Here is a 12054-nt window from a genome sequence, read left to right as displayed (position 1 = left end):
AATGAATATTACAGATAAAGCAAAAGAGTTTATTGAAACAGCTATGAAAGAAAATGGTGTTACAACATTACGTTTTACATTTGATGGTGCTGGCTGCTGTGGTCCTAGCTACGGTATTAATTTAGGCGAAGCACAAGAAAATGATGTCACAGAAACAGTAAACGGTATTCAAGTCGCAATGGATCCAAAGGTAGCAGAAATCGTTAATACTTTAACATTAGACTATGTAGAAGACCAACAAGGCGCAGGACTTGTTATCAGTGGCGAATCTAACTGCTGCTAATTAATAATTGAAGGAGACTAACAAACATGACTAACTATCACGAACTAGTAAAAGGAAAAGTATATATTGGTGGAGTAGACGCTATACAAGATGCAGTAAACAAGCACGGGATTACAGAGGTGTTTGATTTGCGTGCTGGAGGAGAAGAACCAGAAGGGTTTCCAGCTGGAACTAAACGTCATGCTTACCCAATCGTAGAAGGTGTAGAAGGGCAAGATGAATCAGTCCGAAATGCAATTGCAGCGGTCAAAGAAGCTGTTGAACAAGATAAAAAAGTATTTTTCCATTGTTCTGGTGGACGTAATCGTACAGGTACAGTTGCTACAGGATTGTTAGTAGAATTAGAGCATGCATCTAACGTGGAAGAAGCTGAACAAAAAGCAAAAGAAATCCGTTCAAGCATTAATATCAAGCCAGAAATGAAACAAGTGTTAAACCGTTTATACGTATAATATATCTAATCCCTAAAAATTCATATTTTTGGGGATTTTTCTTTAATAAATTATATTCTTTCAAATTAATTTGGTTTAACATTATGTTTAATGGATATTATATAAATCTAAAAAATTTTAGTTTAGACTTTCTTGTCTAATTAGTTTAGAGTTTCATGTCTTTGTACAACAATAATCAAAAGGGGAGGTAACTCCCATCATCCAACTGTTCGTTAAATTCATATTTAACGTAAACAAATAATTTTAGGAATTTAAAACTGTTATTTAATATATCCTATTAAACTCTATATTTTTTACATAATAAATTTCAAAATCAAGAATAAATAATAAAAGTTCAGCAATGCAAATGCTGAACTTTTATTATTTATTCTTTCCTATTCTTCCTAGACTATCTTTAATAGTTGTTTCTCCAAGTTGAGTGTATAACAAAGCTGTATCTTGACTGGTATGCCCAAGTTGCTGCATTACTTGTAATGAATCTTTTTCTTCCATATATAATTTATTTGCCAATGTATGTCTTAATTTATGAGGAGACATTCTTTTTCCATAGGCCTTAGTATATTTTTCTACTATATCTTGGATAGCTCTAACTGAAAGAGGCTGTGCAGTATGTTTATATTTCGATAAAAACACATTTTTCAATTCTTTCCCTGGAGCATATTTGTTATCTCTGATTTCCATATACTTTTCAAGATCATTCAATGCAATGGGGGTAATCCATACAGAATCTTCTTTGTTTCCTTTTCGGATTACATCAATTAGCCTTTCTTTTAAGTTTATATCTTCCATACGAAGATCGGCCAATTCACTTACACGAATACCACTACCAAGAAAAAGGGAGAGGATTGCCACATCTCGATCTTTATCTCTTAGGAAATAGAACAATTGATGTTTCGTTAAAGATTTTTCATGCTCATACTTAACGTAATTTAAAAACTCTTGATCATCATCATTATGAAATATTTTAGATCTCATACGTTTTGCACGGGCATTTAATGTTTCTTTATCTTTATGTATTTCAATCTTAGCCATTACATTTCTATAAAAATAGCATTCTCCTTCATCATTCTCTGATAGGGAAGTAAGGTACTTGAATAAAGACTTTAAGGCTGAAATTTTTCTATTAACAGAGGAATTCTGCATGTTTTGTTGCAATTTTAGAAACCTCATGAAGTTCTCAACATCTTTTTTCTTTAAATTCTCTAAATCAGAGAAGGATATGTCTTTAATGGGTTTTAATTCAATAATTTGTTCAGATAATAACCAATTAAAGAAGACTCTAAAATCATATACATAATTCAGTAGGGTAGAGGGAGAGGCATCATGCAATTCTTTGTACTCCACAAATTCTTCTATGTAAAAGGGCATTTCATTTAGATTTTGGTATAATTTTTTACGATGTACGGATTTTTGACGTTGCTTGCTGTAGTCCATAAAAATCACCTCATATATAATATAACAGAAAATATAATCGAACACAAGTTCGCGTTAAATTCAATTTTTACACAGACTTATTTACATAATTTAATTATGAGATACTAAAAATACTCAATAGTGAATGGAATAATGTATTTACTCAAGTAAAAATTATAGATAATTAAGCGAGAAATTTGAATTTGACCATAAAAATTAGTGCAAAAACTAGATATAAATGTATGGAAAATAAAACAAATTTGATATTTAAATTCATACAAAAGATCAATACATGAATATAGTTTAAAAGTCTTTATAAAAATATAAATTGGTTTATATAATCATAATTATGGGGATCTAATTAGGTCAACGTGAGAAAAAATCTTATAAAGTAAAATGTAATTTACTATAAAGATTAGTAAGGGGTTACTCAAAATTTAATAATTTCTATATAAAGTATGAATTATATAGGTACACACAAAAATACCAAGATTCATGAAACTAAGCTCGAAATCCCTAGGTACTGTTATTAGATTTTTATTTAATACCTTATTGTTCGTAAAATTGGTATTTCGTGCGAAGTTATGAAGTGTTTATTTTTTTGACTCTTTATAAATTCATCATTCACTTCCCTGTCGTCAGTATGAATATCTTTTAGTTTCAGATATATTCAACTATACACATTAATATCGATTACATTGTTGTTTCCAAAACCTATCCAATATATATCATTTTAATACCAAACAGTTAACTTTAACCGCTTAAGACTAAATAAGTTTTGTTGTGATGTCGAAATAGAATTTTTCCTTTAATCCTTTATTATTGTACTTGGTTTAGTTAAGCCTTCAACTAAATATGATTTTAATACAGATTTCAAAATATAACTTTTAAATTTCTCTTTCCGTCTCAATGATATAAGTATTCTTTTCATTTTGAGATTTATTCCACTCGTTTTTTACCAATGCCTATAAGGTAGATTGACTAATTATTTAAAAATTTATAGAGATAGCAACACACATCCATCAACTTAAGAATTTTATAAAACCCCAAAACGAAAAAATTGTACATTTTCACCTGGAGATACCAATTTTCTCGTTTTGGGATAATTACTTTTCATCACGTAATAGCGATGGGTGATATCCCTATTACGTGATGATTGTTAGACGTCCAATTTGATTACACTCTTCAGCGAACCAAAGATCGCCATCTGGACAAAACGTGATACCATGTGGCTCTGCATTATTTGTAGGTATCGTATATTCCGTAATAACTCCTTCAACTGTAATTCGGCCGATTTGGTTACCTCCCCATTCCGAGAACCAAAGATCTTCGTTCTTCCCAGGTATTATGGCATGAGGACGAGCGTTCGGCGTGGGTATAACAAATTCTTTGAACTCACCTTTTAACGTAATTCTACCAATTTTATTACCCATGATTTGTACAAACCATAATGCTCCATCTGGGCCGCTCGTAACTCCAACTGGACCGGAGTTAGGTGTTGGGATTGGATATTCTGTTACCTCACCTTTAGTGGTTATTCTCCCAATCGTATTGTTCTGATTCTGTGTAAACCATAATGCTCCGTCTGATCCCAAAGTAATAAATGAAGGAAATGATTTGGAATTAGGCAATTCAAACTCGGTGATTTCACCTGACTTTGTTATTCTTCCGATTCTACCACTATTCATTTCTGTAAACCATATTACTCCATCAGGACCTTCCGTTATGCCAAAAGGTGCAGCGTTCCTTGTGGGGAGTACATATTCTTCAAAAAGACCGTTCATCGACATTTTACCGATTTTGTTTGAGTTATATTCCGTAAACCATAAGTCACCGGTCTGGTCCGAGATAATTGACATAGCTCCTGCATTTGCTGTTGGAATTGGAAAAGAATTTATTTCACCATTAGCATTTATTCTACTAATTCGATTCCCTTTCTGTTCCGTAAACCACAATGCTCCGTCTTTTCCTACTGTTATTCCATATGGTCCGGAGTCTATTTCATTGACCACATATTCTTGTATCGTGATTTGCATATCATACCCTCCCATTGAAAATTTTGAGTGTTGTCTATGATTATATCACTTGTAATCATCAGATAGCTGTGGGAGTAATCTTAGTTGTATAAATAATAGTAAAAACAAAAAAAGACATAAATTAACGTAGATAGATAATTACTATTTTGTGAACATCACTATCTGCTTTTGTATAAAAGAACTCCAACTCGTTACCATCAGGGTCAGTTACCCAAAACTTATCTTGCACCGCATAGCAACAAGTAGTATCCATCTCATCACTTGCAAAGAAACCTTCTTTTTCTAATCTTTCTTTATGAAATGTAATTTCTTCCGCTGTATCCACTTGGAAACCAAAATGATTCACCTGATTCCCATTTACCTCATCTCGTACATTAAGTGTGAAATTAAGACCTGGATTTTCTAATACGAATTTTGCATAATCAACTTTTACTTTAACCGGCGATGCACCATATACTTTTCATAAAACTCAATAGACTTTTCTAAATTCGTAACATTGATACCAACATGAACATATTTCATACATAATTCCTCCTTTTTATGTGCTATTAATCAATTTTTTTGATTAATAGCACATAAATTTAACAACAGCTGCCTTTTCCTGTTTTTCTAAAAATACAGCATAATTCTTCTGATAATAAATTGTTTACTTCAGCATCATTTAAATCATAATAACTCCACGTACCTTTTGTTTCCTTTACAATTAATCCTGCATCCAATAGGATTTTCAAATGATAAGACAACTTAGATTGCGTCATTTCAAAAACCTCTGTTAAATCACACACACAAGTCTGTCCTCGTTGACAAAGTTCATACATAATTTCTAAACGTTTCTGATCAGCTAGTGCTTTAAACTTTTTCTCATACAACTGAAAATCTTGTGCCATCACTTTTCACTCCCTTCATCAATTTTTTTTGACGAATATAGAACGACCTAGATAAAAGGTGCCTCTATCGAAAGTTACTTAGTGATTTTCGATAGAGGCTTTTAATTATAATACTTAATTGTAGTTATATATCTTTAAAATTAATAAGTTCTTTTTTTTGTGGCTGATTATTTTTTTTCTAAAATATGTTCAACCTCATCTATACCTAATTTACTGGCTTTTGCAATTGTTTCAAGTGGTACACCAAGTTCATGCATACCTTTAATCATCTGTATTTTTCCTTGCTGAACCCCTTCTTGAATTCCTTCTTTTTTTCCCTCATTACGAGCATGAGCAAACTTTGCAGCCTCATCCATTAAGGCCTTTTCTCTTGCTTGATATGCTTGACGGAAAGAAGAATCTTGGCTCATACGTTCCCAATTATTCATTGCTTTTTGTAAAATCGGATCTTGGTTCATGGCAATGTCCTCCAATGTTTGTGTGAGGTGCTCATCTTCATTCTCTGGTAATAGGGGTAGCACCACATCGCTATCAAGCTAATATAAAGAAATCCCCCTAGAATGAAAAAATACGCTATTCTTTCTGTAGAATCATAGGAACGGATGGTGTTTTTTTATGGATCTCTCACTTTCTGAAGAATTACAATGCTTTCTATCTCCAGTAGTCCTACAAGACATCGCCAGACAAGTTGGCTTTGTACAGCGGTCTAGTAAATATCAAGCTAACGAACTCATTGCCCTTTGCGTATGGCTCAGTCAGGAAATCGCTAGCACAATTGTGCAGTCGGTTAGAAGCTTCTACTGGGGTACTAATGAGCCCAAAGGGATTGTCAGCCAAGCTGGAGAGGCATCGGGGAAAGCGGACCGATTCAATGCAACAATCGGGATAGCTTCAGAGGGTGGACAACCCATGTATATAGATGTGATTCATAAAAACCTTTCCTCATATAATCCGAAAGACCTGTATCCGTATGCGCCACCCGCGGGAAAACAGGAGCTGCGTGAGGTTTGGAGAAAAAAGCTTCTAAAGGATAATCCTTCCCTTGAAGGAAAGGGATTTGGTACCCCGATTGTGACGAATGGGCTGACCCATGGCTTGAGTATCGTATCCGACCTGTTTGTGGAAAAAGGCGATTCGATTATACTTCCAGATAAGTATTGGGATAACTATCATATACTTTTCAACATCCGCCACGACTGTGGGACCGTGACCTATCCTTTATTTACAAAAACAAACAAATTTAATGTAGAAGGTATGCTGAAGGCCCTTTTATCCTGCAAAAATGGTAAAGCGATTCTTGTGCTTAATTTTCCGAATAATCCTACCGGGTATACTCCTACGGTGAATGAGGCAGAAGGAATTCTTGATGCCATCAAGCAGGCAGCGGATCTTGGGGTTAATATTGTTGCTGTTATGGATGATGCTTATTTTGGATTATATTACGAAGATTTAATCAAGGGATATATATTTGCTCGTTTAGTAGGATTACACCCGAATGTCCTCCCAATTAAAATTGATGGGGCAACGAAAGAAGAGTATGCTTGGGGTTTTCGTGTTGGGTTTCTCACATTTGAAATTCAGGATCCTCTGGTTTTAGAAGCGTTGGAGAAAAAGACGATGGGTTCCATTCGAAGTACCATCTCATGCAGTCCACACCTTTCCCAAACAATCATTTTGGATGCCTTGTTAGATCCTGAATTTGAAATGCAGCGCAAGGAGAGAAATAAAGTAATGGAAGACAGGGCCAGACGAGTCAAAGAGATCTTAGCTGACGGGAAATATGCGGATGAATTTGAACCTTATCCATTCAACTCAGAATATTTCGTATGCCTTCGCATAAAACATTCTGATGCTGAAACATTAAGGATCCACTTGCTCAATCAGTACGGAGTGGGTACCATCTACCTTGCCAAGACAGACCTTCGGATTGCTTTTTCCTGTTTGGAATTAAAGGATCTAGATTGCCTTTCTGAACTTATCTATCAGTCTTGTAAAGAATTGAATCAATGTTATATAAAGCTATGATATTTCAGAAGTTTTTCCTGAAGCATACCTCGTTGTAGAAGGAAATAATTGATTTTTGGATTAAGGCCATATTTTAGTTATTCCATTATACGGCGCTATCGTTGAAGATCAAAGGTAGAAAATTATCAAACTTTTTTATAAAACCGGAACTTAAATATGTTAGAAAAGAATCTATTTTAATCAATCCTTTTTTCAAAATAGATTCTTTTTACTTACCATAAAATACGGGTTTATGAGGTATTTTTGATTAAACTTTATTCCAAACGAACAATGTTAATTTGACGTGTATGGAAAAAACATCGCTACCAAGCTAAGGTAAATTTCTATCCATATAATCAAAAAAACGCTATTCTTTTTGTAGAAATATACAGAAAGGATGGCGTATTTTTTCATTTTAAGGCGTATTTTGTTTTATTAGGTTGATAGCGATGTGGGGATACCCCATTTTCAGCTTGTTTTAATTACTTTCTTACTAGATATCTACTCATTTGCATATGTATTGGTGGAAAAATTCTATTTGTTCGTTGTTGAGTATTGTTGCTTCGTCTTTTCTTAAGTCAAGGTGGAATACATGACCGCTCACTTTGTCATTATGACCATATTCCTTATAAATATAATGAAGTCCTGCGGATTCTAATTTACTAAGGAAAGCAGGTTGAATCCCAACCAATCCATCATTAACACTGCAAGTCACAAAGGACGGAGGAAAAGATGGTGTAATGTTTGACTGAAAATCCATTTCCTTTTCATATTTATAAATTTCTTTTCCAAGATAGTCCTTCATCAAAGCATTTAAAAGATTCCTATACCATTTTTTCGTTTCTTTGTTTTTTATTCTATCGAGTGGATCATACATTCCGTGGTTTAATCCCATTGCTTTTATTTTAATATCAGGCATTTTGAAGTCAAACAGTTTTGCATACTTTAAATTAGTTAAAATTGCTGCATACTGACTTGCAATCTGTGCCCCCGCTGAATCACCTACAATAAACAAATTATTTAATTCCATATGAAACTTTGTTGAATTATTCTTCACCCAATGAAAAACCGAATTTACATCTTCCAGAGCCGCTGGAAATTTATATTTTGGTGCAAGGCGGTAGTTGAAGTTTACTACCGTAAACCCATACTGGGCTAACTTCATGCAATAAAATTGATAAGCTTCCTTGTTCCCGTACACCCAGCCACCACCATGAATCGATATAATTACTGGCAAAGGTTTTTCCGTATCTTTCGGATAATACACGTCAAGCAAATGGTCTTCACTTTTATCCCCGTAGTAATCAAGGTTGTCAAACCTTGCGATATTTTCTGGGGTAGTTAACCCTTTATCTCTTTTAGCATCCCCCTTTTCAAATAACACATTTAATAAAACTGATGTTAATGACATCTCTTCACACCTCTTTTTTGTAAAATGAGAATTACTTAATAGATTATTTTATTTTGGGATTATATTTCAATAGAAGAAATAATTTATTCTTGTTCTATTGATTCGTTCATTTAATGGAATAAGGAATGATTATTTGTTCCCTCCCGATAACTTTCTATATAATGAAGCTCTAGATACATTTGTAATTTCACAAATTTGATGTACAGTCATATTTCCTTCTTTTTATAACTTTACTACATAATTCATTGCTGTGTGATTTTTATGATATTTCTTTAACCGATCTTTAAATTCCCCTCATTTACTTAACTTTACTAACTATCTATTCGAAAATAATACTTATTTCCCTGCATAAAAGGCAAATTAAATGTATAGAGGTAACTCTCCCAATGCCCATTAAGCTAAAATTCTATAGTATCCCAGAACGAAATTTTGTACTAACATGTAACTCTGAATTCTTAAGTTGATGGGCATGTATGGTGACCCTATATAAAGAAATTTTAAACATCTTAATCTGCCTTTCCTTTATGTAAATATGGAAATAATGAAATTACCCCAAGGATAGCTAAACAAGCTCCAATCCATAGCGGAGATACAAAACCATATCCTTTACTGATTCCAAGACCACCTAGTGAGGAACCAATAACAATACCCAGCGTAATAAAAGAACTATGAACGGTATTTATCATTGTTCCATTACTAGCTGTTTTCATTACTCTCGCAACCATAGACGGATTCAATGCTACACCAGTTAAACCAATAAAAATCGTAGAAATAACCGCAATGTATTTATTCTCTGCACCTAAAGCAAATAAAGACAATGCTACTATTAATATAATCAATCCGCTCACCAGTATTTTCATTGTATATTTATCAGCAAACTTGCCAATCACTATATTCCCAACTACCGTCGCACTACCATAGAGAGCAAGTAAATATGGAATACTTGCACTTGAAAAGCCTGTGACATTTGTAAAGATAGGAGTGAAATAACTAAATGCTGCAAACGTACCACCAATAATGAACATACTTGTTACGTACGCTGCCCAAAGATGAATATTCTTAAATCGCAGAAGTTCGTCTTTCCAATTTAATTGTTCTTTATTTGAAGATGATGGTAACAACCGTTGAATCATAATCCCTGATACTAGCACAAGAACCGAAACAGCCCCAAAACTAATACGCCAGCCAAAATATTGCGAAATAACGGTTGTTATAGGTAAACCTAATACAGTTGCGAACATTAAACCTGCAAGTACAATTGATGCAGCTTTTCCCCTTGAATCAGAGTGAACCAATGTTGCAGAAAAGGAAATCGCAACTCCAAAAGCTGAAGCTGAAGCAATACCAGTTATAATACGTGAAATCATCATAATATCATAGTTCCAAGCAATAGCTCCGAGCGATTGACCAATTAAAAATACGAACATTAAAAACAATAATGCTTGTTTGCTGCGCATTCGTAAGAGGATTGCAGTTAAAATGGGACCTCCTATTACCATTGCTCCTGCATAAGCTGAAATTAAATACCCAATAGATGATATAGAAACCTGGAATGCAAGAGCAAGTTCATTCATCATACCTGCAACCATAAATTCTGATGTAGTCATACAAAAGATTGCTAAAGCTAATAAATAATCGATGGCATAAAAACACTCCTTATTCATTATTGTAATGATTGGTACAAAAATAGTGCGAAAAAAGAGCGCACTAAGCGCCACAAATAGACTCCATTGTTCCTTTGATAACTTGTTCAGACAACATCCGATTTTGCATCGATACATTAAGAACACGGAATCCGTAATAACTACTTAAAAGCAGACTAGCTAATTCCTCAGCTGATTGCTTCTTTGAAATTTCACCTGTTTGCAATCCTTCCTCCATCACCGCTTCAATAGCTTGTTTAAGAAGTTCAACATGCTTCGAGAAAATTTCTTGTACCATTAAATCACTTTTAGCACGTTCTATACTGGCATTAATCAATAAACATCCTTTTTGATTAATATTCTCAAAGTCTTCTTTCAATGCCCATTCAAAAAAATTACTTAATCGTTCTTTAACTGGAATTGGAGTAGCTAACAATTTCCTTTGTTCCCTAATCCCAATTTCATGGTAGCGTTCTAATACTTGTTTATACAGTTCATGTTTACTACCGAAAGTATTGTATAAACTTCCTTTTCCAAGTCCTGTATCACTGCATAAATCTTGTGTAGAACACCCCTCATATCCTCTTAACCAAAATGTTTTCATTGCAACATCTACAATTGAGGAATAATCAAACTCTCGGGGTCTGCCGCGTTTATTCAATCGTATCCTCCTCTCATTTTAAAGATAACATGAATAGAATACTCTTTTTGTACCGAGTGGTCAATATTTTGTTTTATTGTTACTGTAAAATAAAATTTAATTATTTTAGATTACGAATAATTCAAAATAGCTCCCTAATTCAAATACAGGTCTTATTTGAATTAACAATTTCATCAATCTTTATTATTAATTATCAAACTTTGTTATAAATGATCAATCTATTTTACAAAGCCACAAAAAGACAAAATATAAATTGTTTAATCATTTGTTTTTCTACGTTTCCATAGGAAAAGTCGGGGAGAGAAACTCAACCAAGGAGAAATCGTTGGTCTAATTGGGGTTACCATACATCGCTATCAATCTAAGGTAAATTTGCATCCATATAATCAAAAAAACGCTATTCTGGTCTGACCCCATTTGGTGAGACCACTGTAGAATTATAGGAAAGGATGGCGTTTCTTTATCGATCTTTCAATTCTTGACGAACTTCAACCGATTGCTAAAGAATTATAACGACATATGTCACCTCATAATCTAGAACACCTAGCAAAAGAGTAAATATCAAGCACAGGAGTTAGTTACTTTATGTGTATGGCTTAGTCAACAAGTCGCAAGTACATCACTCACGCAATTATGTAGCTGTCTTGAAGTATCTATAGGTGTTCTTATCAGTCCTGAAGGACTTAACCAGCGATTTAATGCTTCCACAGTAAAGTTTCTTGAAAAAGTTCTAGCTAACCTTCTAACCCAAAGAATGGATTCAACACAAGAAATAATTCATCAATATACCATGATATTTAAGCGCATTCGAATTCTAGATTCTACAACATTTCAGCTTCCAAATAGGTTATCTTCACATTATCAAGGTTCAGGTGGAAGTAGTCATCATACAGCAGACGTCAAAATTCAATTAGAGTTTGGCTTATTGAGTAGGAAGTTCCTGTACGTTTGTGTAGGAGAAGGAAGAGAAAATGATAAAACCTTTGGCTCAACAACCCTAAAAAACATTCAATCAAAAGACTTGTATATAAGAGATTTAGACTAATTTGACTTACATGGCTTACAGAAGATTCATGATAAAAGAGCTTACTATGTATCACGTTTGAAATTAAATTCTCGAATCTATCGTAAGAATGATGAACCAGAGTATTTTCGAAACAGCACCGTCAAGAAAGGAACATTCTATATTCAATTAGATATATATCATCTTAAAATAAACATTCGCTTCCTAATTTCACCAAATGTAAAAAAGAGAACTTGATAG

General features: G+C 33.7%; 9 protein-coding genes and 5 pseudogenes. 5 read left to right on the top strand and 9 right to left on the bottom strand.

The features are described from left to right. Window position 1: 1 nt before the first annotated feature. Window positions 2-283 carry a HesB/IscA family protein gene (locus AC0L0O_RS20500; protein ID WP_326042281.1) on the top strand — a complete coding sequence of 94 codons (282 nt, stop codon included), beginning with the start codon at window positions 2-4 and terminating at the stop codon, window positions 281-283. Between the two features lie 26 nt (window positions 284-309). After that, window positions 310-735 (top strand): protein-tyrosine phosphatase family protein, encoded by a 426-nt coding sequence (locus AC0L0O_RS20495; RefSeq protein ID WP_324656959.1) that lies wholly within the window; start codon window positions 310-312, stop codon window positions 733-735. A 360-nt stretch (window positions 736-1095) separates the two neighbouring features. Here AC0L0O_RS20495 and xerS read toward each other — a convergent pair whose 3' ends face one another. From xerS to AC0L0O_RS20470, 5 genes and pseudogenes are all read right to left on the bottom strand, one after another. Next, complete coding sequence (xerS, locus tag AC0L0O_RS20490; protein ID WP_473785999.1) at window positions 1096-2169, bottom strand: tyrosine recombinase XerS; 1074 nt, start codon at window positions 2167-2169, stop codon at window positions 1096-1098. A gap of 1124 nt (window positions 2170-3293) precedes the next feature. After that, window positions 3294-4184: a Vgb family protein gene (locus tag AC0L0O_RS20485; RefSeq protein WP_473785998.1), complete on the bottom strand. Its 891-nt coding sequence runs from the start codon at window positions 4182-4184 to the stop codon at window positions 3294-3296. A gap of 121 nt (window positions 4185-4305) precedes the next feature. Beyond that, window positions 4306-4706 (bottom strand): annotated as a pseudogene (locus AC0L0O_RS20480) (ArsI/CadI family heavy metal resistance metalloenzyme). Between the two features lie 59 nt (window positions 4707-4765). After that, complete coding sequence (gene arsR / locus AC0L0O_RS20475) at window positions 4766-5071, bottom strand: arsenical resistance operon transcriptional regulator ArsR (RefSeq protein ID WP_000046018.1); 306 nt, start codon at window positions 5069-5071, stop codon at window positions 4766-4768. Between the two features lie 167 nt (window positions 5072-5238). Continuing rightward, window positions 5239-5589 (bottom strand): annotated as a pseudogene (locus AC0L0O_RS20470) (Rpn family recombination-promoting nuclease/putative transposase); the annotation flags it as partial. 97 nt (window positions 5590-5686) lie between these two features. Between AC0L0O_RS20470 and AC0L0O_RS20465 the strand changes: the two are divergent. After that, a pseudogene (locus AC0L0O_RS20465) lies at window positions 5687-5909 on the top strand (IS4 family transposase); the annotation flags it as partial. Next, entirely contained in the window at window positions 5849-7096 is a 1248-nt protein-coding gene (locus AC0L0O_RS20460) for an aminotransferase class I/II-fold pyridoxal phosphate-dependent enzyme (RefSeq protein ID WP_473785997.1), read from the top strand. The pseudogene AC0L0O_RS20465 and the gene AC0L0O_RS20460, both read left to right, overlap by 61 nt. A gap of 484 nt (window positions 7097-7580) precedes the next feature. Here AC0L0O_RS20460 and AC0L0O_RS20455 read toward each other — a convergent pair whose 3' ends face one another. The 4 genes and pseudogenes from AC0L0O_RS20455 to AC0L0O_RS20440 all read right to left on the bottom strand — a co-directional run bounded on the left by AC0L0O_RS20455 (window position 7581) and on the right by AC0L0O_RS20440 (window position 10790). After that, window positions 7581-8486 carry an alpha/beta hydrolase gene (locus tag AC0L0O_RS20455; RefSeq protein ID WP_473785996.1) on the bottom strand — a complete coding sequence of 302 codons (906 nt, stop codon included), beginning with the start codon at window positions 8484-8486 and terminating at the stop codon, window positions 7581-7583. A 129-nt stretch (window positions 8487-8615) separates the two neighbouring features. Next, window positions 8616-8780: pseudogene (locus AC0L0O_RS20450) on the bottom strand (helix-turn-helix domain-containing protein); the annotation flags it as partial. A 212-nt stretch (window positions 8781-8992) separates the two neighbouring features. After that, a complete protein-coding gene (locus tag AC0L0O_RS20445) occupies window positions 8993-10150 on the bottom strand; it encodes an MFS transporter (protein ID WP_473786123.1) in 1158 nt (385 codons plus the stop codon). Between the two features lie 43 nt (window positions 10151-10193). Next, window positions 10194-10790 carry a TetR/AcrR family transcriptional regulator gene (locus AC0L0O_RS20440; protein ID WP_473785995.1) on the bottom strand — a complete coding sequence of 199 codons (597 nt, stop codon included), beginning with the start codon at window positions 10788-10790 and terminating at the stop codon, window positions 10194-10196. 547 nt (window positions 10791-11337) lie between these two features. Here AC0L0O_RS20440 and AC0L0O_RS20435 point away from each other — a divergent pair. Further along, a pseudogene (locus AC0L0O_RS20435) lies at window positions 11338-11991 on the top strand (IS4 family transposase); the annotation flags it as partial. Between the last annotated feature and the right edge of the window lie 63 nt (window positions 11992-12054).

It is taken from the genome of Bacillus sp. GS3m_15504, assembly GCF_055825275.1.
The sequence above is the reverse complement of the archived record's forward strand: the minus strand, read 5'-3'. Positions and strand labels throughout refer to the sequence as shown.